This window comes from Dyadobacter arcticus (assembly GCF_011762185.1).
In the GTDB taxonomy this organism is placed as follows: domain Bacteria; phylum Bacteroidota; class Bacteroidia; order Cytophagales; family Spirosomataceae; genus Dyadobacter; species Dyadobacter arcticus.
Window position 1 is genome coordinate 147951 of sequence record NZ_JAASQJ010000001.1, and the last position, 24385, is coordinate 172335.

23 protein-coding genes and 1 pseudogene are annotated in these 24385 nt (G+C 43.3%); 11 read left to right on the plus strand and 13 right to left on the minus strand.

Annotated features, from left to right (window positions below; all coding sequences use genetic code 11):
• Positions 1 to 38: 38 nt before the first annotated feature.
• Together FHS68_RS00625 and FHS68_RS00630 are read left to right on the plus strand one after the other, a co-directional pair.
• On the plus strand, positions 39 to 860 hold the full coding sequence (locus FHS68_RS00625) for an enoyl-ACP reductase FabI (protein ID WP_167266167.1): 822 nt from the start codon (positions 39 to 41) through the stop codon (positions 858 to 860).
• A gap of 194 nt (positions 861 to 1054) precedes the next feature.
• Entirely contained in the window at positions 1055 to 1786 is a 732-nt protein-coding gene (locus tag FHS68_RS00630) for a hypothetical protein (protein ID WP_229211730.1), read from the plus strand.
• An 8-nt stretch (positions 1787 to 1794) separates the two neighbouring features.
• Here the strand turns inward: FHS68_RS00630 and FHS68_RS00635 are convergent, their stop codons facing one another.
• Positions 1795 to 2394, minus strand: a complete 600-nt coding sequence (locus tag FHS68_RS00635) for a Uma2 family endonuclease (RefSeq protein ID WP_310588484.1) — start codon at positions 2392 to 2394, stop codon at positions 1795 to 1797.
• A gap of 117 nt (positions 2395 to 2511) precedes the next feature.
• Positions 2512 to 4052, minus strand: a pseudogene (locus FHS68_RS00640) (YifB family Mg chelatase-like AAA ATPase).
• Between the two features lie 100 nt (positions 4053 to 4152).
• Here FHS68_RS00640 and FHS68_RS00645 point away from each other — a divergent pair.
• The 3 genes from FHS68_RS00645 to FHS68_RS26310 are packed head-to-tail and all read left to right on the plus strand — an operon-like array spanning position 4153 to position 5608.
• Complete coding sequence (locus FHS68_RS00645) at positions 4153 to 4317, plus strand: hypothetical protein (RefSeq protein WP_167266172.1); 165 nt, start codon at positions 4153 to 4155, stop codon at positions 4315 to 4317.
• Positions 4314 to 4931 (plus strand): ABC transporter permease, encoded by a 618-nt coding sequence (locus tag FHS68_RS00650; RefSeq protein ID WP_167268647.1) that lies wholly within the window; start codon positions 4314 to 4316, stop codon positions 4929 to 4931. Before FHS68_RS00645 ends, FHS68_RS00650 begins: the two co-directional genes overlap by 4 nt.
• Entirely contained in the window at positions 4928 to 5608 is a 681-nt protein-coding gene (locus FHS68_RS26310; protein WP_167266175.1) for an ABC transporter permease, read from the plus strand. The genes FHS68_RS00650 and FHS68_RS26310 overlap by 4 nt, the downstream gene beginning before the upstream one ends.
• On the opposite strand, the gene FHS68_RS26710 is transcribed toward FHS68_RS26310, so the two are convergent.
• From FHS68_RS26710 to FHS68_RS00675, 4 genes are read right to left on the minus strand one after another with little or no spacing between them, the layout of a single operon-like run.
• Complete coding sequence (locus FHS68_RS26710) at positions 5524 to 5793, minus strand: Uma2 family endonuclease (protein ID WP_167268649.1); 270 nt, start codon at positions 5791 to 5793, stop codon at positions 5524 to 5526. The genes FHS68_RS26310 and FHS68_RS26710 overlap by 85 nt on opposite strands.
• Positions 5769 to 5993, minus strand: coding sequence for a hypothetical protein (locus FHS68_RS00665; protein WP_167266177.1), 225 nt, complete (start codon positions 5991 to 5993; stop codon positions 5769 to 5771). The genes FHS68_RS26710 and FHS68_RS00665 overlap by 25 nt, the downstream gene beginning before the upstream one ends.
• A 44-nt stretch (positions 5994 to 6037) precedes the next feature.
• On the minus strand, positions 6038 to 6886 hold the full coding sequence (locus FHS68_RS00670) for a TIGR01459 family HAD-type hydrolase (RefSeq protein WP_167266179.1): 849 nt from the start codon (positions 6884 to 6886) through the stop codon (positions 6038 to 6040).
• A 39-nt stretch (positions 6887 to 6925) separates the two neighbouring features.
• Complete coding sequence (locus tag FHS68_RS00675) at positions 6926 to 7966, minus strand: aminoglycoside phosphotransferase/kinase family protein (protein WP_167266182.1); 1041 nt, start codon at positions 7964 to 7966, stop codon at positions 6926 to 6928.
• A gap of 155 nt (positions 7967 to 8121) precedes the next feature.
• On the opposite strand from FHS68_RS00675, the gene FHS68_RS00680 reads away from it, so the two are divergent.
• Complete coding sequence (locus FHS68_RS00680; protein ID WP_167266185.1) at positions 8122 to 9096, plus strand: 1-acyl-sn-glycerol-3-phosphate acyltransferase; 975 nt, start codon at positions 8122 to 8124, stop codon at positions 9094 to 9096.
• A 13-nt stretch (positions 9097 to 9109) separates the two neighbouring features.
• Here FHS68_RS00680 and FHS68_RS00685 read toward each other — a convergent pair whose 3' ends face one another.
• Positions 9110 to 10291 carry an ATP-binding protein gene (locus FHS68_RS00685; RefSeq protein ID WP_167266187.1) on the minus strand — a complete coding sequence of 394 codons (1182 nt, stop codon included), beginning with the start codon at positions 10289 to 10291 and terminating at the stop codon, positions 9110 to 9112.
• Positions 10292 to 10364: 73 nt separating this feature from the next.
• Positions 10365 to 11420, minus strand: coding sequence for a VOC family protein (locus FHS68_RS00690; protein WP_167266189.1), 1056 nt, complete (start codon positions 11418 to 11420; stop codon positions 10365 to 10367).
• Between the two features lie 283 nt (positions 11421 to 11703).
• Between FHS68_RS00690 and aroB the strand changes: the two genes are divergently transcribed.
• Both aroB and FHS68_RS00700 read left to right on the plus strand, forming a co-directional pair.
• Positions 11704 to 12738, plus strand: a complete 1035-nt coding sequence (aroB, locus tag FHS68_RS00695) for a 3-dehydroquinate synthase (RefSeq protein ID WP_167266190.1) — start codon at positions 11704 to 11706, stop codon at positions 12736 to 12738.
• An 85-nt stretch (positions 12739 to 12823) separates the two neighbouring features.
• Positions 12824 to 13399, plus strand: coding sequence for a DUF4136 domain-containing protein (locus FHS68_RS00700; protein WP_167266193.1), 576 nt, complete (start codon positions 12824 to 12826; stop codon positions 13397 to 13399).
• Positions 13400 to 13495: 96 nt separating this feature from the next.
• Here the strand turns inward: FHS68_RS00700 and mraY are convergent, their stop codons facing one another.
• From mraY to rsmH, 5 genes are all read right to left on the minus strand, one after another.
• Positions 13496 to 14707: a phospho-N-acetylmuramoyl-pentapeptide-transferase gene (gene mraY, locus FHS68_RS00705; protein WP_167266195.1), complete on the minus strand. Its 1212-nt coding sequence runs from the start codon at positions 14705 to 14707 to the stop codon at positions 13496 to 13498.
• Between the two features lie 71 nt (positions 14708 to 14778).
• Positions 14779 to 16260, minus strand: a complete 1482-nt coding sequence (locus FHS68_RS00710; RefSeq protein ID WP_167266198.1) for a UDP-N-acetylmuramoyl-L-alanyl-D-glutamate--2,6-diaminopimelate ligase — start codon at positions 16258 to 16260, stop codon at positions 14779 to 14781.
• An 8-nt stretch (positions 16261 to 16268) separates the two neighbouring features.
• Complete coding sequence (locus tag FHS68_RS00715; protein ID WP_167266201.1) at positions 16269 to 18413, minus strand: PASTA domain-containing penicillin-binding protein; 2145 nt, start codon at positions 18411 to 18413, stop codon at positions 16269 to 16271.
• 5 nt (positions 18414 to 18418) lie between these two features.
• Entirely contained in the window at positions 18419 to 18832 is a 414-nt protein-coding gene (locus FHS68_RS00720; protein WP_167266203.1) for an FtsL-like putative cell division protein, read from the minus strand.
• 137 nt (positions 18833 to 18969) lie between these two features.
• Entirely contained in the window at positions 18970 to 19887 is a 918-nt protein-coding gene (gene rsmH, locus FHS68_RS00725) for a 16S rRNA (cytosine(1402)-N(4))-methyltransferase RsmH (RefSeq protein ID WP_229211731.1), read from the minus strand.
• Between the two features lie 139 nt (positions 19888 to 20026).
• Here rsmH and FHS68_RS00730 point away from each other — a divergent pair, with 139 nt between their 5' ends.
• The 3 genes from FHS68_RS00730 (at position 20027) to FHS68_RS00740 (ending at position 24279) form a co-directional block, all read left to right on the plus strand.
• The gene (locus FHS68_RS00730; RefSeq protein WP_167266206.1) at positions 20027 to 21271 is read left to right on the plus strand and encodes a peroxiredoxin family protein; all 1245 of its coding nucleotides are present in this window, start codon (positions 20027 to 20029) and stop codon (positions 21269 to 21271) included.
• Between the two features lie 77 nt (positions 21272 to 21348).
• The gene (locus FHS68_RS00735) at positions 21349 to 21822 is read left to right on the plus strand and encodes a MarR family winged helix-turn-helix transcriptional regulator (RefSeq protein ID WP_167266208.1); all 474 of its coding nucleotides are present in this window, start codon (positions 21349 to 21351) and stop codon (positions 21820 to 21822) included.
• A 51-nt stretch (positions 21823 to 21873) separates the two neighbouring features.
• A complete protein-coding gene (locus FHS68_RS00740) occupies positions 21874 to 24279 on the plus strand; it encodes a 3-hydroxyacyl-CoA dehydrogenase/enoyl-CoA hydratase family protein (RefSeq protein ID WP_167266210.1) in 2406 nt (801 codons plus the stop codon).
• Positions 24280 to 24385 lie beyond the last annotated feature (106 nt).

Genomic DNA, 24385 nt, shown 5'->3' on the forward strand with positions numbered 1-24385 from the left:
ACGGACGAATCCAAGTTCATTAACAATAAAAGGAAAACATGGCTTACGGTTTATTAAAAGGAAAAAGGGGAATTATATCAGGTGCTTTGGACGAAAATTCGATAGCCTGGAAAGTGGCACTGAAAGCAAAAGAAGAGGGTGCAATTTTTACATTAACGAATGCCCCAATTGCCATGCGAATGGGTGCTATTAATGATCTGGCAAAACAATGTGACGCTCAGATAATTCCTGCCGACGCTACTTCTATTGAGGATATCGAAAATCTGTTTAGCAAGTCAGTCGAAATTTTAGGAGGTAAAATTGACTTTGTCCTTCACTCGATCGGAATGTCTTTAAATGTTCGGAAAGGGAAAGCATACGGCGATCTTAACTATGAGTGGTTCCAAAAAGGATTGGATATATCTGCCCTTTCTCTGCATAAATTTTTACAAGTTGCTGAGAAGCAGGATGCTATCAATGATTGGGGATCGGTTGTGGCTTTATCCTACATTGCCGCTCAGCGTACGTATTCTTTTTATAATGATATGGCGGAAGCGAAAGCATTGTTAGAAAGCATTGCCCGCAGCTATGGATACCGTTACGGAAAATCAAAAAATGTAAGAGTTAATACCATTTCCCAATCGCCTACCAGAACGAAAGCAGGTTCAGGAATTGAAGGATTTGATGCTTTTTATGAATTTGCTGAAAAAATGAGCCCTTTGGGGAATGCTTCCGCAGATGATTGCGCGAATTACGCCATTACCTTATTCTCGGATCTGACCCGTTATGTGACCATGCAAAATCTTTATCACGATGGGGGTTATTCGTCAACAGGTATTTCAGAAGACCTTGTAGAGCTGATCCAGAATCAAAGCAAATAGCGTTTTACCATCATTGAAATAGGAAAACCCTTCAAGGCACACGTTTTGAGGGGTTTACTTTGTTGAATAAAATATTTGCACTACTCACCCGTTTAGCCAAATAAAATTTATCTATGGATCCTCAATTAAATCGCCCCTTTTTTAGAAAAAGTAAACAGACATCAAAGGTTGTCCTGGTTTCAACTATCATTTCAATGCTTTTTGCCTGCGGAGGTGAAAAGGAAGTTGCGCAGACGGTTCCGGACGCATCCATTTACTCATTGGTTTTTTTGGATAAAACACAAAGCATACATGTCGACAAGAATTATGTCAATGATAAATACCGCCAGGCATTAACAGATATCATTGAAAGCAATATGAAAAACAAGGGCGATAAATTGGAGGTTTACTTTATCCATGAAAATACTTCGAAGGCAAGAGCATTGTCATTGACTGTGAGGAGCGAAAAGGATAATATGGATGGGGCAAATGCTACGGATAAGGAAGGTATTGAAACTGCTTTCCAACTCTCATTGCAAAAGGAAAAAGGCATCTACCTCCGTCAGCTCCTGGCAAAAATGAACCAGCAAAATACCGGTTCATCCAGTCAATATACCGATATCTGGGCAAGCTTACCTGTTATTGCCAAAGCAGGTGAAAGTGGCTCTGAGGTAAAAGTCTATTATTTCAGTGATATGATTGAAAGTGTAAGGGGCTCCGATCGAAGGGATTTCCATATCAAACCACCGAAGAATGATTCTGAGGCTGAGGCAGATGCAAAAGCAGATTCCAAGAAACTGGATCAATATGCAATCGGTTCACCGCAGGTTACTATTGTTTCGCCGTTCGAGCCTACGGCTTCTTCAAAGGAAAATAATCCGCACATTACCCATTATTGGCAAACGTTGTTTCAAGAATTGGGGGGAGTGAGTATAGAGGAACTTTGAGTGGAGTATTATAAATTTTGAAGTGCTTTTAGATTTTCAGCATTGTCAAAAATAGCTCGAATGGGAATCAGGAAGCCTTCAACCACAAAACTCTTTACATCCCCGACCCTGGATTTTAGAACTAGTTGATATTCCTCCCCGAACAGATGATATTGCTCTAGTGTCTCATCCTTTGGATCAATAATCCAATATTCTTCGATTCGATGAGCCTGATAATCTTTAAGCTTAACGCCACGATCACGGGCTTGTGTTGAGTTGGAAAGTATTTCAATGATCAGGTCCGGTGCAGGAAAAAGAATTTGGTCACCTGTAAATTGCGCTGACTTTTCCTGACGAAAAAAACAAATGTCCGGCTCATAGTCATTGCGTGTGAGCGAAATCATAAGCTTTTCAAATCCTACGAAGCCTAGCTGCTCTCGGGCAACATATATACCCAGTAGACGAAGCAGCAATCCTGTTACATGATTATGCCGCATCATTACCGGCGAGTGCATAATCACTTCGCCGTTAATAAATTCAGCCTTGTCCTCCTCCGTGATATTGTCATAAAATTTTAGCCGTGTTTCTTTTTCTTTATCCAATGCGGCTTTCACTGCTTCGATAATCAAATAAGCATCCGGTCTGTCCAAAATTTTAGAATAAATGCGGGTACTCATTTCCTTAGTCAAAAGTTGTGTTTCCAAATTTAATAATATTTAAGTGTAAAAAAATTGGTTTCAAATGGTTCACCCAGCCCAGCTTTCCCGATCTAAACTCCGATATTGAATTGCTTCTGCCAAATGTTCAACCTTGATATCATCACTTCCGGCCAGGTCGGCAATGGTGCGGGATACCTTTAAAATGCGGTCATAAGCCCTGGCAGATAAGCCCAGCCTTTCCATTGCTTTCCGCAGCAATGCTTTGCCGACATCCTCTATCACACAGATTTCCTTCACCATTTCAGGCGTCATCATGGCATTGGAATAAATATCTTTCCGATCCTTAAAACGTTCAGTTTGCCGCTTGCGAGCCTTGATAACCCGTTCCCTGATCTGCTCGCTGTTTTCCGATTTTCGGGTGGACGAGATCTGGTCGAATGATACGGGAGTTACTTCCACGTGCAAGTCAATGCGGTCCAATAAGGGTCCACTGATTTTGTTCAGGTACTTTTGGACGACGCCTGGAGCACAGACACATTCTTTGTCCGGATGATTATAATAGCCGCACGGGCAAGGATTCATACTGGCGATCAGCATAAAATTGGCAGGAAATTCAACAGACATTTTTGCCCGGGAAATGGTTACCTTCCGTTCTTCCAAAGGCTGCCGCATTACTTCAAGCACCGTTCTCTTGAATTCAGGGAGTTCATCAAGAAAAAGTACACCATTGTGCGCCAGGGATATTTCGCCGGGTTGTGGATAGCTGCCTCCGCCCACCAATGCCACGTCGCTGATTGAATGGTGCGGCGAACGAAATGGCCTGCGGGAAACAAGCGTTGCCTGCTTTCCAAGTTTTCCAGCCACCGAATGAATTTTAGTGGTCTCGAGGGCTTCGGGTAGGCTCAACGGAGGTAATATGCCAGGAATTCGCTTTGCTAACATGGTTTTCCCCGCTCCTGGTGGCCCGATCATGATTGCATTATGTCCGCCTGCGGCAGTTATCTCCAACGCACGTTTGATGTTTTCCTGCCCCTGAACATGCTCGAAATCAGCATCATATTCATTTTGAGAAGTAAAAAACAAATCGCGCGTGTCCACAACCAATGGCTCAATGTGAAGCTTCCCCTCAAAAAAGGCAATGGCGTCGGTCAGCGTTTCTACCGGAATAACGTCGATGTTATTGACGATGGCAGCTTCGTGCGCATTTTCAGCGGGGAGTACCAAGCCTTTAAATCCTTTTTTTCGTGCTTCAATTGCAATGGGAAGTACGCCTTTTATTGGCCTGAGCATGCCGTCCAGAGAAAGTTCGCCGAGGATAATGTAGTCTTCTGTATTGAGCTCGCAATTAAGTTGTTCGGAGGTGATGAGGGTGCAAAGAGCAATTGGCAAGTCATACGATGAGCCTTCTTTCTTAATGTCGGCAGGGGCGAGGTTAACAACCAACTTTTGCCGCGGCATTTTGTAGCCAAAATATTTGAGAGAGGCTTCTACGCGCTGCTGGCTTTCCTTTACCGCACTATCGGCAAGTCCAACCATAAAAAGCCAATGCCCTGGCCCACATTGACTTCAATCGTGATGATTTGCGCATCCACACCGAAAACGGCGCTACCATAAGTTTTAGCGAACATGTGTGTGTAATTAGAGTAATTAATAGGACGATTTTTGGCAAAAATAGCAGGAAATCGGAGAAATAAATCATTGCCGTTTTAATGCTTGTGCACACGGCTTATGATTTTATTCACCAGGTCTGCCCGCTCATTTCCAGACTCCTATGTGGCTGCCCAATGCCATCAGCACCGATCACTAATTTTGAAAACATTGGGTAAAGAGCAGGAATTCACCCAGGAGGCGCAACGGGCAAGGGAATACTTTTTTAAAATGGAAGACAAATAGATAGCTTCAATCGCTATCATTCAAAGGCAGATCGTATTTTCTGGATTGTTACAGATGTGATTGATGATGAAATTCAGCAAACGGATGTTACGCCTCGCCCAATGGGTGAAATCTTGCGACGGGAATATCCTTTTGTAGAAAGTTCTGTTCGACTGAATAATTTATTCGGATCGGTTATCGCTGTCCCTGATAGTAAGGGTGGTAGCAGCAAAAAATTCGAGGAATCAAGGAATATTTGTTTTACAGAACCTGAATATTTTGATGTTTTCGATTCCAAATGGGTTAGCGGAAATGCGAAACAAGCGCTGTCCGCTCCCAATACGGTTGTTTTATCCAGGGATTATGCGAAAAAGTATTTTGGACGTGAAAATGTAATGGGAGAAATCCTGCGGTTTGATAATAAAGTGAATCTAACCGTCACAGGAATTATTGAAAATCCTCCGCCGAATACGCAGCTTCGTTATGATGTCCTGATTTCATATTCCACGATACCAGGATTTTATGGCGATACCAATATGCTCAATGTTTGGGCCGAACCATCCACCATGTGCTGGGTAACATTAAAGGAGGGAACAGAGCCTTCCAGATTGACCAGCAGCTTTCCTGAAATGTGAAAAAACATTATAGGCCCAACGACGCGAAGGCTTACAGCTTCCGAGCGATTCCGTTAAGCGAAATGTTTCACGCGCCCGGATATGGCGCGGCACCAAAACCTATTTTATATGCATTGATTGGTGTTGGGTTATTTCTGGTGCTGGCAGCCAGCGTCAATTTTATCAATCTTTCTACGGCTCAGGCAATCAAACGTTCAAGGGAAGTGGGTGTTCGCAAAACAATGGGGAGTACACGGAGACAGCTAATTGGACAGTTTATGCTGGAAACAGCCATCATTTGTCTCGGTGCTTTTGTCGTTGCCCTAATTTTTACGAAGCTAAGTCTACCAATGCTTAATCAGGCATTGTCCATGCTTCACGCGAACATTTCAGTCCTTGATCTTTTGAATCCAAATGCATTTAAATGGTTTGGCACCTTAGTAGTCGGGGTGATTTTGCTGACGGGACTATATCCTGCGGATATTCTCGCTCGGTTTAATCCGGTTGCAGCCCTCAAAGGTAAATTGACGACGCAAAAAGCCGGAAAGGTATCCATGCGAAAAAGTCTGGTGGTTGTGCAGTTTTTTATCACGCAGCTTTTCATTATCGCCTTTTATCTGAAAACCATCTTCAGATCCAACTCAATTCCGTTCACCGGATCGCTGAAAATAGTTTCAGTAAACCACTTAACAGGTTGATCTGGAATAAACAGCTGAATGCTTTTGACGGAAGGCATGACGATCCAGGCAGATTTAACGCCGCTTGGGAAGTATGTTTTGCGAATCTTACTGGTTAAAGAATCATAAGCTTGCGTTGGGGATAGGATTTCAATAGCAGTGATTGGCGGGGCTGGATACCTTATAATGTCTCTTCCCAGTTGAATACTAAATTTTGAAAAATGGAGATATCCGGTTTGCCGCGCCCTTCAATTAATTCCAGTTCCAATTCTGGCATAATATCAAATTGTGTGTCGTAAGCGGATAACAGGACGCTAATGCGGTAAGTCAGACGGGAATGGTTCAATGACATGGACTCTTCCAGCGGTGTTTCAATTTCAGTAATTTGAATTGCCCGTGAGTCCATAATCATTGTGTTTTTAATAAATATAAAAAAATTGCCTAACCTTACTATTCAACCACCGCTGAAACGCAGATGTAAGTAGGTATGATCCCCGTCGCCCGGATCCTGACTTCGGCGTCCTCGGCTTGGGTGTTACCAGTTAGAACCAATGCGGTATCCAGGCCAAATTTATTGCCACCTAAAATATCGGTATGCAAAGTGTCGCCGACCATTAGAATGTCTCTTTTGCTGACATTGGGATAGTTTTTAATGTGCTGATAAGCGAAAATAAACATTTGGGGATCAGGCTTTCCAAACCTAATAAATTGACGGCCGATCGTATCCTCAATCATTTTGGCCAATGCGCCAACAGCAATAGAGAGCCGGGTTTTAGAAGCCGGATAGGTTTTATCTGTATTCGCCACGATAACGGGAATGTTTCGTTTCCGCAGCAAATTCAGGGTTTTAGTAAGGTCCGTGTTCCAGTTAAAACCCTCGTCGTCGAGGAAGACCAATGCATTAATATCATTAATGTCACTTAAGTCCAGCTTCCGGATGGAAAGTGTTTTTAAATCAGAACTTTCGATGTAATGTGCAGAATTTTCGGTCCCCAGATAAGCAACAACACCGCTTCTGACTTTTAATTCAAGATATTCCCGGGCCAGCATTCCTGATGAAACGATCCTGTCCGGCGTGACGTCATCTATACCCAACTTAACATAACTCTCGGCAAGTTCCTCAGGCCCTCTTGAGGCATCATTGGTAACCACATAAAAATCTTTCCCTGTCTCCCTCAGATAAGCAAATGTATTTTTAATGCCAGGGATCAGCCCATTATAGGTTTTAAGGACACCGAAAGCATCAAAGAAAATTACATCATATTTGGAGATAACAGATTTAAAATTGTCGAGGATCATAGAGTTGGTGTCTTTGAGTAATTCAGGGTAACGGTGCTTTTAAATTTTTAATGCTCTTAAAATTTTTTCGGCATCAAACCCATCAATGGATGGGAAGTATAATTCGTAGGCTTCTTTTTGTAGTTTGGTGCAATAAGACCGATGGAAGAAATATTTTCCATATTTGATCACATAATTGAGAATAAAAAAGCGGTAAGCCTCTTTCATAAACCGCACTTCCCGCTCTGTCAATGGATATACTTTATGGTATTCCTGTAAAAAAATCATAAACCGGTCTTCCATCAGCGGGCCAATAAGATAGCTGAAAACAGTACGGTCACCAACACTAGAAACCACCCGGCTGAAAAAATAAAAATCCATTACACGGGAAGAAACCCGAAACCAGTCGTAATCCCAGCGTGAAAACAATTTCAGATCATCCGTGACAGAAAAGTTGCCGATGTTCCAGTCCATAAAAACAGGCATCAGGTCAAACGAGCTCAGGTTCAGGCGCTGGATGTTTTTCATGAAAATGTCACATTGCTTTTCCAGGATATGTATATTACCCCGGTGCTCATATTTCCCCGTGTCGCTTTCCAGGATTTCGAGCAAATGCTGAATATCTGTCCGCAGGTTTTTGGATGATTTGGGGATGGATTTACCTGCTCTAAAACAAGCCTGATGGAATTTTGCGGCCTCAGTACCTAATTTGCGTATCTGATCTTCATTAAGCCTCCTCGGCAAACGGTTCATGGCGCGGATCGGATTGTAAAAAACAACCCAGGTATCCACAAAATCTTCCTGATAACGGTATGTATAAACCTGATTATTCTTAACCAGCGACTTGGCGAGGACGTTTTCAAACGGATAAAGCAAATTATTGGATAGCGTCTGAATGATCCGGTGATCTTCCTTGAAATGTTCGTATTTACCAAAATAGGAAAGCTTTGCAACGACTACATCGTCATTGTCCAGTGTAACCCTGAAAACATGGTTAGTTGATACTTTGGCACTGATATCCTCCACAAATTTTACTCCGATCGAATTATCAAAACCGGCCCAGGCCTGACGGATAATTTCGGGATAATCTTTTAAACGCATTACAAATAAGCATTAGGTTTCAGCATTGTTGATGCTTTGCTCCGTGGAGTTATGTTATTCCAAAGGTAGCAACTTCGCAGGTGTGCAATACCGCTGCATGAGCAAGCCGAATAAAAAATAATCTTATAATTTTACAAAAACTTACCTTTTAGATTTTGTTTTACTACTTCTCGCGCTTTCTGATCAGGCTTGCTTTGCCGATCTACCTAAAAAAACTTTGTCTCACCGGGTATAAACAGTTGCCTCAGGAGCTGCCTTTACTTTTTGCTTCCAATCACTCTGACTCGTTTTTCGATGCATTGGTGATCGGTTCCGTTCTAAAGCCTATGTATACGCTGGCAAGAGGGGATGTTTTCAAAAATCCGAAGGTCGCTTTCTGGCTGCGTCAGATCAATCTCATTCCGGTTTTTAGGGGATCCGAAGGTCGGCAATATCTTAAGAATCATGAAATTACCGCGGACGAAAGCCATAACGCATTGAAAAAAGGGTCTCCGGTTCTGGTTTTTTCAGAAGGTGTTTGTGTTCATGAATGGAAATTACGGCCATTAGGCAAAGGAACCGCAAGAATGGCCCACAAGACTTGGTACGGAGAAGATGCAGTGCCTACAATGAAAGTAATTCCAACAGGTGTTAATTACGAACATTTCCGTGGGTTTGGAAAGCGTGTATCCCTCAAATTCGGCGACGCGATTAGCCAGGCGGATATCGCGACCAACCCTGAGGAATACGAAAAATGGCTGCGCGAGTTCAATGAAATTCTCGAAAAGAGAATGAATAATGAAATTCTGACCATTCCCGGTGACCTGCCCAAAGCAGAGCAACTTCAAAAGTTGAATGCTTTTTTTGAAAATTGTCCTGCTCCGGGCAAGGGAAATGTTTTGCTGCAAGCAATCGGTGTAATCGGGCGGACCATTCATCGGCCGCTGCTTTCCGTCTTTAAAAATAAGTCAGCCAAACTAACAGCGCGGACGGTATTTTATGATTCGGTATTATTTGGACTTTTGATCTACCTATATCCCGTAATAGTCGGCTTGCTCTCTGTTATTTTGGGATTTATTGCCGGCTGGACTGCAGGATTGGGACTGTTTATTGCACTTCCGCTTCTGGCTTGGGTTGGGAGTAAGTATTAAGACTTGCAAAGTTTTAATACTTCACAAATTTTAACGTTTGCAGATTTTGAATTAATTCCACCACATTACAATGAATCCAGCCCGGACGAATTGATGTATTTCCACCCTTTGGAGTGACAACAAAATTGTTTTTAGTTTTCAAATCATTCACTGATTCTGTTGATCCTCTTTTTAATGCAGGAGCTAAGGATATCTTTATTTCAATTGAAACCACAGGAGTAATCCCATCAACCAAAACTAAGTCCATTTCGGCTCCGTTTGAAGTCCGATAAAAATGCGGGCGTATTGCGGGGTCAAGTAAAGGAATGACCTGTTCGAGCACATAGCCTTCCCATGATGCACCAGAAACGGGATGCTTAATCAGATCGTCGAACGTCCTGATATTATGGAGGAAATGCAGGGTTCCACTGTCCCTGATATAGATCTTCGGCGATTTTACGATCCTTTTGCTCATGTTTACATACCAAGGTTCGAGCCGTCTCACGAGGTAAGCCTGTTCAAGAATTTCCAGATAGCGACGAACCGCGATATTTGAAATGCCAATAGAATTGCTGATTGTTACATAATTAAGAAGGGATCCGTGAACATGCGATATCATACGAATAAAATTATTCAGCAGAGGTATTGACATGGTTATGCCGAGTTGTGACAGGTCTTGTTCGACATACGTTTTGATGAAATTTTGTTGCCATTGATACCAGAAACCGTCGTCAGGTGCAAGTAAGGCATCCGGAAATCCACCGCGATGCCAGTGCTGTTGCCAGGGAATTTCGGTAGATGCAGCTTCGACTGTCAGTATTGGTGATAATTCGTGATATGCAATTCTGCCCGCAAGGGATTCTGAGCTTTTTTGCAAAAAACTCGGAGAAGCAGACCCTAGCAGAATGAACCGCGCTGCCTCTCTTTTTCGATCTATAATAGCTCTTAATTGTGTAAACAAAGGCAGTAGCCTTTGAACCTCATCAATTACAATCGTTTTGTCAATGTTATTTTCTAGGAGCCATGTAGTATTTTGTGAGATAGCTTCAAAGTCTTCTGCTAATTCAAGATCAAAATAGACCGAAGGCTTTTGTAACTCAGTCATCAGTTTCTGCGCAAGAGTTGTCTTTCCCACCTGCCGGGGACCTAAAATTCCGACGGCCGGGAAGAAGCTAAGAGAGCGCAAGACAGCCTGCTCAATCGAGCGATTTATCATTAACCATGTAATTTTATTTTTGAAGAATAAATTTACATGGTTATTTGGGAAAATCGAAGTAAATTTGTTGGAATTAATCTTTCACCCGATTCAAACTCATCGTCTTCAGCATCCAATCCGGTAGCGGCTTCTGATCCTTCCTTTTTTGAATATCCAGAAACCAGCCTATTTTCTTCAGAACTGGTACCTTATGCGTTTCCACGAGTTCGATCAATGTTCCGTCCGGATCTTCAAGATAAGCGAACCGGCCTGCAGCGGATTCCATGCCGAAAGAGCTTTCGCTGTCTATTGTAAAGGGGTAACCCTGTAATTGCAGCTTTGTTTTGAGCGCATTCATGTCCAGAGTGTCAAAACACAAATGAATGTAGCCGCAGTCTCCCCAGTATCGGTTCTCAAATATCTTTTTAGGCGTTCTGTCCAATGTCTGTATCAATTCAATCTGGATGTCGCCAAGTAACTTGCTGAACGCACCGTCAGGCGTGAAGCTTTTGCGCAGTAACATTCTTCTGAACTTTTGGCTGGGAATGGATGCTGGAATATCGTCGAATGTGCCTGTCAGATCATACACAACTTCCAATGGCCGCAACAGGTTTTCGTAAAAAATTACGGATTGGTCAATGTCCGAAACCCCAATCACAACACCTGCAACACCACCTACCGGTTTACCTGTTTTTTGGAACCAGGAATTGTCACTGGTGATCTGAAAGGCATTTCCGTAAGGGTCATTACCCCAAAATCCTTCCCCTTCCGGCAATTTCACCAATGGGCCGACAGCCTCTTTGGATTTACTTTTAACCCAGTCGTGCGCTTTCTTAACATCGGGGGCTTTAAACCGTATTGCATTGATTCCAAGATCACCCGGCTCAATTTTGAAATTTGGAGGTTGCGAAGTCCTGCTTGTGAATGACCAGATTTCAAGACCACCGCCTCCCGCCATATTGATCGCCAGCACTGCATGCCTTTGGTGAACTTCACCGCCGGTATAAGGGATCATCAGCGGTGCATCCGCCTTTTCATCAAACACGGGAACATCAAATCCTAGGACCTTACGGTACCATTTCCATGCGTCGGGCACATTCTGAACACCAATTCCTACTTGTTGAATTCCTGAAATCAGTGGAGCACTCATTCGTCGAGATTAAATTTTTAATGGGTTACAAAAACGGGTTATTCAAAATCGCAATTTTACAAAATAAAATGTAAACCAGTCGTTGGGCAAGAAAGTTGAATCAAAAATGTGGTTTATAGAAAATATCTTAGGATACAAAACCTAATTATTTATTTGGTAAACATAATAATTCCTATCTTTAAAAGAGATTTCCAGAATATTATTTCAGAAAGAACGAAGTCTACGCATCCATTTATGTGTGCTCATCGTATGTGTGGTGAGCCAGTCTCAATTCAAGTTTCGAATGAATCAGTCAGTAGTAATTGCACCTTTGGGCGAAAGCTTATCGGGATTTTTGAGTTCTTTTCAATATTCAAAGGTAGTTGTTGTAGTCGATAATAATACTAAAAAGCATTGTTATCCAGCTTTGAAGGCGGTTTTACCAAGACATAGTGTGGTAACCGTTCTGCCCGGAGAGTCTCAAAAAACACTGGCAACTTGCGAAAAAATCTGGGCAATACTGACAAAGGAGGAATTAGACCGGCATGCGTTAGTTATTAATTTAGGAGGAGGAGTGATCGGCGATATGGGGGGATTTTGCGCAGCAGTTTACAAACGTGGAATAGATTTTATACAGGTCCCGACGACGTTGTTATCCCAGGTTGATGCGAGTGTAGGAGGAAAATTGGGAATTGATTTTCAAGGGTTTAAGAACCATCTGGGCGTCTTCAACATTCCGAAGAGCGTGCTCATCGATCCGAAGTTTTTAAGCACTTTACCAGAGCGCGAGTTGCGTTCAGGATTTGCAGAGGTCATCAAACATTGTCTGATAGCGGATAAGGAAAAGTGGGAGGAGATCAGGTATAAGGATTTTGAGGAACAGAACTGGGAGGACCTTATCAGTCATTCGGTCAAAATTAAGCAGCGGGTAGTGGAGCAAGACCCGACTGAAAAAGGAGTAAGGAAAATTCTAAATTTCGGACACACATTAGGGCATGCAGTGGAAACGTGCTTTTTGAATAAGCCAGCTGGCCAAAGACTTTTTCATGGAGAGGCAATTGCAGTTGGCATGATCATGGAGAGTTACCTCTCATTTGCAAGGAAAATGATAGATCAGCAAACGCTGACAAATATTGAAGAATTTCTTTTTGCCACATATGGCAAAGTGGCTATAAAACCGGATGATGTTGAGAAAATAATCTCCTTGACACGCCAGGATAAGAAAAACAAAGGAAAAGAAGTGAGGTTTTCACTGCTAAATGGAGCAGGGCAATGTGCTTATGATATAGTAGTTACTGCTTCCGAAATGCGTAAATCAATAGCTTATTATTTGGGATAATTTTGAAAGGTCTCGTAAACAAGTTATTGCAGGATCAACCAAGTATTGAAACATTCTGATATATATATAAAACCTGACAAATTAAATGCTTATGCTGAGGTCTATTTTTACTTATTCCGCTGTTTTTCTGGTAGTTATAATTGCGGGCTGCTCAAGTGGTCGGAAAGTGTTTGTGGAGCATGATTATAGCTACGAAACCAACTTTAAAGATTATTCTTCCTATACATTTCTTGAATGTGAGAGAGATACCAATAATCTTTGTACCGAAATTTATGAGGCGATTCGTCGTCAGATGCAGGTTAGGGGTTACAAGCTAACTGCCGAGAAACCAACTCTGCTGGTTAATTATGGAATTTTCTACGATAACCTGCGCTATCAGGGTTATATGCAGCCGGTGATTAAGAACTGGGTGGACACTGAAAATGACGGGTTTCGATATGAACCAATCAAATATGCATTAGATAAAGGAACATTGATAGTCTCTCTAATTGATGCTGAAAGCGATCAGGTTGTGTGGAGAGGCTATGCGTCTGGAATCTTCAAGGGAGTTGAAAATTCCAATAATCACTACCGAAGTGTCGTAAGACGTATTTTTGACCAATACCCGCTATTCGCGAAAGGTTACGATCCGAGAAGATACAGCGAAGCCGTTGGTAGATAGATTTGATAGGAGAAAAGGGAGGAAGGAGTAAAGGGACGAAAGGTTTGACGCAGTGTCTATTCCCCTTCATCCATGTCCTCCTTCCTCCCTTAAATTCTATCTTAATTTCAACGTTGCCAATGTCATAATTGCCAGGATTATTCCCACAATCCAGAAACGAGTTACAATTTTCGACTCGTGAATGCCCTTTTTCTGATAATGATGGTGTAGGGGCGACATCAAAAAGATCCTTCTTCCTTCCCCGTATTTGTTTTTGGTGTATTTAAAATAGCTGACTTGCAGGATGACCGAAAGGTTTTCGGCAATGAAAATTCCACACATAATCGGAATAAGCCATTCTTTACGAATGGCCAGCGCAACCACTGCAATCACTCCCCCAAGCATCAAACTTCCCGTATCACCCATAAAAACCTGGGCTGGATACGCATTATACCACAAAAACCCAACACAGGCCCCGATAAATGCCGCGCAAAAAATCACGAGCTCACCCGAGTTTGGGATGTACATGATGTTGAGATACTGTGAAAACTTGGTATTTCCCGACAAATAAGCCAAAACGCCCAATGTGAGCGCAATGATCCCTGATACACCTGCAGCCAATCCGTCTATTCCATCTGTAATGTTTGCACCGTTGGAAACTGCGGTGATGATAAAAATCGCTACAATGGTGTAAATGATCCAGGTGTACTCTTCTGGCAGGCCAAAAAGCAGCGCCTTGTAATCAAATTCATTGTTTTTGGTGAAAGGAATGGTGGTAACCGTGGGATGGATGATATCGCGATACCGCTGTATCTCGCCTAGATTAGAACTTAGTAATGGTTTATCGTAAATGCGGATCCTCACATTGTCATTAAACGAAAGCGTAATGCCGACAATCAAGCCTAATCCTACTTGTCCTACGATTTTAAACCGCCCGTGAAGCCCGTCTTTATTGTTTTTAAATTTCTTAAGATAATCATCGATAAAGCCAATCATTCCAGTCCAAAGAGCGGTAATGATCAGCAGAACGATATATACATTAGTCAGTTTTGCAAAAAGTATGACGGGAATTAATAGCGATGCTAAAATAATGAAGCCGCCCATGGTAGGGGTTCCGGCCTTTTCCATCTGACCTGCCAGTCCAAGATCACGGATGTTTTCCCCCATTTGCTTTTTCCGGAGGAAATTAATGATAGTCTTTCCGTAAGTGGCAGCTATAAAAAGGGATAAAACCGTAGAGCCTAATGCCCTGAATGAGATATATTGGAAAACCCCTGCGCCAGGGATGTTGAAATTTTTATCTAAATATTCAAAAAGATAATAGAGCATGAAATTGCTTATTGGAGTGACGGCTGCAAAGTTGCTTTATTTCGGAGATTACACAAAAGGCCTGGAAACTTTTAATTGGAATGTCGTTTTTCAAATACTTCCAATAAAACCTCTTTGTCATCGAAATGATGTTTTACACCTTTGATATCCTGGTAATTTTCATGCCCTTTTCCTGCAATAAGAATAATATCACCTGACTCCGCTTCTAAACCCGCTTTAAAAATGGCCTCTCGTCTATCAGCGATCACTTTCGTTTTTTTATAATCCAAAGGAGGGACGCCTTTTTTCATTTGGTCCAGAATGTCCAACGGATCTTCAAAGCGGGGATTGTCGGAGGTTAATATGACCTGATTGCTATACTTACAAGCAATCTCAGCCATTTTCGGCCTTTTTTCAGCATCCCGATTTCCCCCGCATCCGACCAGCGTAATCACCTTTTCATTTCCGCTTCGCAAATGCGCAATCGTTTCCAAAACATTTTCCAATGCATCCGGCGTGTGGGCATAATCTACAATGCCGACAACGTGATCATCAGAATGAAATTGCTCGAACCTTCCCGGAGGACTTTTCAAATTGGAAAGTTCAGTTAGGACAGAATCAGCTTTTTCTCCCAATAGAAGCGCAGCACCGTAAACCGAAAGCAGGTTATACGCATTAAATCGCCCAATTACCCTGAACCATACCTCCTGTAAATTGATCTCCATATGCATTCCCGCCAGCGTATCAGAAATTACTTTCCCTTTGAAGGTTGCAAGCGTCTGAAGCGAGTAAGTTTCTATTTTAGCGCTGGTATTTTGCACCATTACCGCTCCCCTGCGATCATCTACATTCACCAATGCAAATGCGGTCTTGGGAAGCGCATCGAAAAAGCCTTTTTTCGCCTTAATGTAGTTATCGAATGTCTTATGAAAGTCGAGGTGATCGTGGGTGATATTGGTAAAAATGCCACCAGCAAATTGTAAACCCGTAATGCGGTGCTGAGCAACGGCATGCGAGCTCACTTCCATAAAGACATGGCTGCATTTCTTTGCCAGCATTTGGGCAAGCAGCTCGTTCAAAGCAGTGGAATCGGGAGTGGTGTGCGTTGCGGCAATTACTTTATCCTCAATCTGGTTTTGCACGGTCGAAAGCAAGCCGCACCTATACCCCAATGCCCTGAATAATTGGAAAAGAAATGTGGCTACGGAAGTCTTTCCGTTTGTCCCGGTAACGCCTACTAGCGTCAGACTTTTCGAAGGATGTCCGTAAAATGCCGAAGCAATGTGCCCCATAGCCTCCGCAGAATCCGGTACTTGAATGTATGTTGTTCCGGTAACTCTATTTTCGGGCAATTCTTCACAAAGAATCGCGGCAGCGCCAAGTTCTGTGGCCATGCCTATGTATTGATGACCATCTGTTTGAGTGCCTCTTAATGCGACGAACAAGCTGCCGGGTAGTACTTTTCTTGAGTCTAAAATGATATTGTTAACAACAATATCCACTTGCCCAAACAGCTGCGCGTCCTTCACCTCTGCCAGCAAACTGCTCAGACTCTTCTCTTGATTGATTTCCATAAATGGAATTACTGTAATGTTAAAAGGATTGTTTTTGCGCCAGCTTCATTGGAGCCGGGGGGTAAGGATTGCTCAATTACCTTTCCTGAGCCCCGGAAATTTACTTTAAAACCCTTATTTTCCATGATATACAAAGCATCACGCATGGCCATTCCCTGCAGATTGGGGATATCTCTTAAGCTAATATTCCGGGATTGCCAGTTTGTTTTTCCTTTTTTGAAAAGAGAGGCGGAGGCGTATTCGGTATCTTCGGGTACCGGGGTAAGTTTCAGTTCTTTGCTGATCACTCGCAATTCCGATGTTTTTCCAGCCCATTTCACGTCTTTCGAAGTCTCTGGGATAGAATCCTTTACGGGCTTCTGGATATTGACATCATAAGCATAAATCCTATCCGCTACTTCTTTGAAGACCGGCGCTGCAACGCTTCCCGCATACCGGGTGTAATCGGCGCCTTTACTTTTCGGGTTGTCAATGATCACAATGCAGCTGTATTTGGGCTTATCCGCAGGAAAATAACCTACAAAAGAGGTATAGTTCCTGCCCTCAGTGTACACCCCGTTGATCAGTTTCCGGGCTGTCCCGGTCTTCCCTGCAATTTCGTAGAGATCACTTTTAATGTGTTTTGCTAGGCCGGTATTAACAACTCCTTGCAGCATCTTTTTCACTTTCCTTATCGTTTCAGGCGAACAAATCGGCTGATCTTCCACGTACGGAGGTATTTTGTCTTCTATTCCCTCCGCATTCCGCACTTCCCGAACGATCATCGGCCTTACCCAGTAACCATCATTAGCCACTGCATTGTACAACGCAAGTGTTTGCAGGGGCGTCATTTGCATTTCATAACCATGCGCCATGAAATAAAGTGAATAGCTGCTCCAATGTTTGGAACTGCGATCACGAATAAGTGGAGGCTTCTCACCTTTCATGTGAATGCCTGTGGGCGTGGTGAGGTGAAATTGTTTGAGATAGGAAAGATATTTATCGGGCTTGCTTGCAAAATAGCGGAGCATCAGCTGCACGATCCCTATATTGGATGATTTCTCCAAAACCTCAGAAGCCGTAATAGTTCCAAAACCGCCTCTGTGCGCATCCCGGATCACGTGGTTTTTAAATGGCATGGCGCCGGTACCCGTGTTCACCATGATCTTATCCGGGTCCATATGCGTTTCTTCCAGCAACGCCATCATGGTCGCAAGCTTAAACGTCGATCCGGGATCATTGCTTCCTGCCAGCGCATAATTGAAAACTTCCTCATATTTGTTTTCACCGCGTTTTGTCAGGTTAGCCATTGCCCTTATCTCGCCAGACTTCACTTCCATGATCACTACCGAGCCGAAGTCGGCATCCATTTCTTTGAGTTTTCTTCTTAATGCAATCTCAGCCATATCCTGGTAATTCATGTCCAGGGTAGTGTAAATGTCCCTTCCAGCCTCAGGTTGCACATTCAATGCATCGCCAACTGGAATTTTTATTCCACCTTCGACCATTTCAGCCCAGCCAATACCCGATTTTCCTTCAAGATTTTTATCAAAACTAGCTTCAAGGCCAATGTATCCGCGTCCGCTCTTAGGATCAATGCCGCCAATAGTCCTGTCGGCCATTGGACTGAATGGTTTGTAGCGTTTGTAAATCGTTTCGAATTTACCGCCACCGCCTTTGCGGTTTTTTACGAAAAACGGCCATTTCTTTATTTTTTCTCTATCGAGATGGCTGATTTCCTTATTTTTCAAACGCAGGTAGCGCTTGCTCCTGCTTACCCTATAACTAATGATCTTTCGTCGATAACCTGCAACGTCATTTTCGTGAAAGCTCTTGGCAAGCAGAGAAGCGAGCTCATCTACATGCGCATAGAAATAAGCGGAATCGGATGTTTTGGTATCAAGGCCAATGAAATAATAGGGTAGGGAAGTTGCCAGGAGGCTATTGTCGTTGGAATAGATATTCCCTCGCATGGCCGGAATCGTATCCAGTTTAAGGTCATTTTTAACCGAGTATTCGGCCCATGTTTTCCCTTTAAACTCATCGTAATACTGCACCCGAATCAGTTTGACAAAAACCAGGATAGCCAGTAGAAGAAGCATCCAGCCAACGGTCCTAGCGCGACCGATTAAAGCTTTTTTATTGTTTTGACCGCTTTCAATTTCGTTCTTCATGATTGCTATTCTTCAACTTGCTTGATAACAATTTTCTTAGGCGGCATCAGGTTTTCCTCTAATCCCTCGGTTTTTACTTTTTCAATAACCACCGATTGCTTTCTGCTCTTCATGTATTCGGAGTGAATGGACGTGTATTCTGCCCGCAGATCATCCACTTCTTTTTTTAATTTAATGCTGTTTCGAACATATTGCTCGGACTGAAACCCAATCCTTTCGTACGCCACCAGCAAAATAACAACCCAACCAAAATAATAGAAATATTTCACCGGAAGGCGCTCCTCATGCCCAGGCAGATTATCGCCGAAAACACGGTCTAACGGCAAAAATTTGTTTAGCCAGTTGAATAAAGGATACTCCCGCTTCCGTTTTGGAGGCTTGGGCGGTATCGGCTTCGGTCGCTTTTTGTTTTCTGCCATGATTCCGGGGTGTCAACTGTTATATGTGGTCAGAAATAGTCATTAATGGTCATATATAGTCATTTGTAGTTATTATGGTGATATATAATAATTTAAAACAATAAATGACCATCAATGACTACAAATGACCACTTTCACTAAATCTTCTCAGCCACCCTCAGCTTCGCGCTCCTCGCCCTGGGGTTTATTGCAACTTCTTCCGGCGTGGCTTCGACAGGTTTCCGGGTGACGCTTTTCATCGGTTTGATTTCATTTCCGTAAAAATCCTTTTCCACTTCCCCGAAAAATTTACCCTTCTGAATGAAATTTTTGACCAGCCTGTCTTCCAAGGAATGGTATGACATCACAACCAGCCTGTCGCCCGGATTCAGCACTTCCGGAACTTGTGTCAGAAACTCTTCCAACACGCTCAGTTCATCATTAACCTCAATTCTCAATGCCTGAAAGACCTGGGCGAAATATTTGTTTTCCCGGTGTTTGGGCGCATAACGCATGAGAATGTCTTTCAAATCATTCACAGTCTCGATCTGGGAATTATGCCTGGCTGAAAAGATGGCTTCGGCAGCTGTTTTCGCATTCATCACCTCGCCATACATGCCCAATATCCGCTGTAATTCCGTTGTTGATCTTGTATTAATCACTTCCCGAGCGGTTTTTTCGTTTGCCGGGTTCATCCGCATATCCAGCTCGGCATCAAACCGGGTAGAAAAACCCCTTTCGGGCGTATTGATTTGGTGTGATGAAACGCCCAAATCTGCCAGGATACCGTTTACCTTCTCAGCCTTGTGTAATTTTAGGTAACGTTTCAGGTGCCGGAAATTGGCTGCGATGAAGGTAAATCTTTTGTCATCCTTGAATTCTTCTGCATTAGCAACGGCATCCGGGTCTTGGTCAAAAACAAGAAGACGACCGGTGGTCAGTTTGTCGAGAATTGCCCTCGAATGGCCTCCTCCGCCAAAAGTAACATCCACATATATGCCGTCGGGTTGTATCAGAAGACCTTCCAGGCACTCCTGTAACATGACAGGCTCATGATAAGTACTTAGTGGATTCATTTGTTAAAAGCAATGTAGCAGGAACTTATTTTTGCCGGGAGGCAGTTACAAACTTAGCAATTTTAATGCGTAGGAATTACCGGTAATAAAGGAATTAATTTTATTGCTACATTAACGTATTCATGTTAACCCACTGTTTATGAGATTGATCATTTCCGCCGCGGTAACGTTGTTTTGTTTAATACAATTTGCCTGCAAACCTGCTGCCGATCCCACATTAAAAAACGGCGTTTGGCGCGCAACATTAAACCGCGAAAACCAGCAGCTTCCACTCCTTCTTGACATTACCAAAAACCCTGACGGGAAAACCTACACCATTTTTGCGCTGAACGGAGCCGAAAAATTGCAGCTCGATTCGGCCTATTTCGAAAACGATTCCATCGTAATCCCAATGCAGCTCTTCGATGCCAAAATAATCGCAAAGGCAGAACCGGAATCTTTGAAAGGAATTTATTATCGGGTAGCAAATGGTGTTATTACCGGATCTTTGCCATTCGAAGCAAAAGCAGGAGAAAGCTATAAATTCTTCAAAAGTGGGGAAGCCAAATCTTCAAAGAATGTAACCGGGAAATGGGCTACGTTTTTTATGGATGACAAAGGCGATTCCACCCAGGCAGTAGGCAATTTTACGCAAACCGGAACAGATGTAACCGGGTCTTTTCTGACTACAACCGGGGACTATCGGTTCTTAACGGGAAGTGTAAATGGCGACAGTCTTTTCCTCTCCACATTTGACGGATCCAATGCCAAATTGTTCAAGGCGGCTATTGGTGAAAATGGGATACTGAAAGGTTCTTTATGGTCGGGAGTGAAGGCTTATAAAACATGGGAGGCACGATTGGATCCCAAAGCGGAGCTTCCGGACGCGGCCAAGCTGACCTTTTTAAAGCCAGGTTTTGAAACAGTCGATTTCAGTTTTCCGGATTCGGATGGAAAGGTATGGTCGTTAAAAGACCCGAGCTTTAAGGACAAGGCTGTAATTATCCAAATCATGGGTTCATGGTGCCCCAATTGCATGGACGAGACCAATTTTATGGCGCCTTGGTATCAGAAAAATAAAGACCGCGGCGTAGAGATGGTTGGACTTTCATTCGAGCGTTCAGATAAGCCCGAAGTGGCTAATCCGAAGATTAGGCGCATGATTAGTCGGTTTGACATTGACTATCCGATCTTGCTGGCCGGTACCAATACCGATGAAGCCACTGCCAAAGCATTACCAATGCTAAATAAGGTAATGTCTTATCCCACAACGATTTTCATTGATAAAAAAGGAAAAGTCCGTGAAATCCACACCGGCTTTTCTGGTCCGGGTACAGGTAAATACTACGATGAATTCGTCTCCGACTTCAATAGCCTGATGGATAAGCTCATCGCTGAAAAGTAGTATGCTTGCATAATACTGCCGTGATTTCTTACATTTGTGTATAAGGCATTTGCTCCAATACACGGCTTTCTGAAACAATGCGCAAGGAAAAAACAATCGATTTCCAGATTAAATGGGCCTGGCATTCTATTTCCAGAATGTATAATGCCTACGCCGCGCGTTTCGACACCACCATGGCCGTAGGTTATGTCCTCCTCAACATTGATATCGAGACAGGAACTCCTGCGACTAAAATTGCACCGCTTCTGGGCATGGAACCAAGAAGCCTCGTCCGGATGCTGAAAAATCTGGAACAACGGGGCCTGATCAAACGCGAAGTGAGCGAAAGCGACAAGCGTTTTGTTCGGATCGTACTGACAGAACTAGGAAAAGAAAAGCGCGAGATGGCCCGTGAAGGTGTCATTTCATTCAATACCATGATCCGCGATAAAATCCCTCTGGACAAGCTGGTTACCTTTTTCGAAGTGATCAAGGATATCAATAAACTCGTCGAAGAAGAAAACCAGAAATTAAAAGCCGGAGAAATCGGCGATACCGAAGAAGAATTCTGAAAAACAAGTTGAAGCCGAAGCCAACAACTACCCAAACCAAACCTTTAAAAAATGAACCGTTCAATTCGTAAAGTAGCTGTCCTGGGATCGGGGATTATGGGTTCCCGTATAGCCTGCCATTTTGCCAACATTGGCGTGGAAGTCTTATTATTGGATATTGTTCCAAGAGAGCTTTCGGAAGCCGAAAAAGTGAAGGGAATTACCACAGAACATCCTGCTTTTCGTAACCGCCTTGTCAACGATTCGTTTCAGCAAACTTTAAAATCTACACCCGCATCACTTTATAGCCCCTTATTTGCTTCCCGCATTAAGCTTGGGAACTTTGATGATAATCTGGCTGATATTAAAAATTCTGATTGGATAATCGAAGTGATCGTAGAAAGGCTCGACATAAAAAAAAGTCTTCATGAAAAAATTGATGCGCTACGCAAGCCAGGCACTTTGATCACTTCCAATACATCAGGTATCCCGATTCATCTGATGGCAGAGGGTAGGAGCGAGGATTTCAGAAAGAATTTCTGCGGAACTCATTTTTTCAATCCGCCCAGGTATCTGCGGTTATTGGAAATCATTCCGACTGCCGATACGGATCAGCGTGTGATAGACTTCCTAATGCATTATGGAGAGCTATTCCTTGGAAAAACGACCGTTTTGTGCAAGGATACCCCGGGTTTTATTGCCAACCGTCTGGGCATTTATGCATTGATCCAGACGATACGCATCGCGGAGGAAATGCAATTGTCGGTGGATGAGGTAGATAAGCTCACGGGACCTGTCGCCGGACGTCCGAAGTCGGGGACCTATCGTTTGTCCGATGTAGTGGGATTGGATACCACCGTTCACGTGGCCAATAATCTGTATAGTTCTGGGGAAGGTCATGATGAGTCACGGGATGCATTTGTGCTGCCTTCGATTATGCAAAAGTTGTTTGATAATAAATGGCTGGGAGATAAAACCGGACAGGGATTTTATAAAAAAATTAAGGACGAAAAAGGTAAGTCGGTCATTCTTGCTTTGGACTTCTCCACATTGGAATACAAGCCTTCCGAAAAAGTCAAATTTGACACTTTGGAAGGGACCAAAGCGATAAGTGACGTTTTGGAACGGTTTCCGGTGCTGCTGGCCGGAGCGGATAAGGCAGGTGAATTTTACAGAAAAACCTTCGCCGACCTTTTCAGATACGCCAGTTTGCGCATTCCGGAAATTTCGGATGAAATTTTCAGGATCGATCAGGCTATTTCAGCAGGTTTTGGATGGCTATATGGCCTTTTTGAAACCTGGGATGCGATTGGCGTGAAAAATATGCTGGGCATCATGGAAACCCTGGATTTGAAACCGGCAGCCTGGATTCATGAAATGCTGGAAGCAGGCAATGAATCATTTTATAAAGTTGAAAAAGGTAGCAGATTATATTATGACATTCCTTCCAAATCCTACAAAAAAGTCCCGGGACAGGATAGCTTCATTTTACTGAGCAACTTTTCGCACAACATTGTCTGGAAAAACGCCGGGGCAAACCTATACGATCTGGGCGACGGAATTCTGAACCTGGAATTCAAGTCCAAGATGAATACCATGGGTTCCGAAGTTATCGAGGGAATCCAGAAAGGGATTAGCATTGCCGAGAAAGATTTTCGTGGCCTCGTGATTGGAAATGAATCCAGTGAGGCATTTTCAGCTGGTGCGAACCTGGCCATGCTTTTCATGTATGCCATTGAACAGGAGTTTGATGAGATTAACATGGTAATTGCGCAATTCCAGCAGACAATGATGCGCGCGCGCTATTCCTCCATCCCCGTCGTGACAGCCCCGCATTCGCTCGCTTTGGGCGGCGGCTGCGAGCTTAACCTGCATGCAGATAAGGTAGTTGCGCATGCGGAAACATACATTGGATTGGTTGAATTTGGGGTGGGTGTCATTCCGGCTGGCGGCGGGACCAAAGAAATGGCATTGAGATGTTCGGATATGTACCAGACGGGAGACACGGAGTTGAACATTCTGCAAACTGCTTTTATGAACATTGCACAGGCCACAGTTTCCACTTCTGCGCAGGAAGCAAGGGAAATGAATTATTTGCAGGAAAAGGATCAGATTGTACTGAACCGGTCAAGATTAATCGCGGAGGCAAAACAAGCGGCGATTGAACTTGCGGATAATGGTTACACCCAGCCCAAGCAGCGCGCTGACATCAAAGTGCAGGGAAAAACCGGTATTGCGTTATTTATGGCAGGGATCGCACAAATGCGCATTGCGAATTACATTTCCGATCACGATGCCAAGATCGCTAACAAATTAGCATATGTAATCAACGGCGGGGATTTGAGCTATGCACAAAATGTAACGGAACAGTATCTGCTGGATCTGGAACGGGAGGCATTTTTGTCACTTTGTGGAGAAAAGAAAACATTGGAAAGAATGCAGGGCTTGCTTAATGGAGGCAAACCGCCCCGTAACTAGTGAAGGGCGAATTTATTCGCGGAATTATTGCAAGGGCAAATTATGTTCTGCAAATGGTATGATCTTCCAATAAAAGCTCGATATTTAGAATTAATCGTTTATTGAG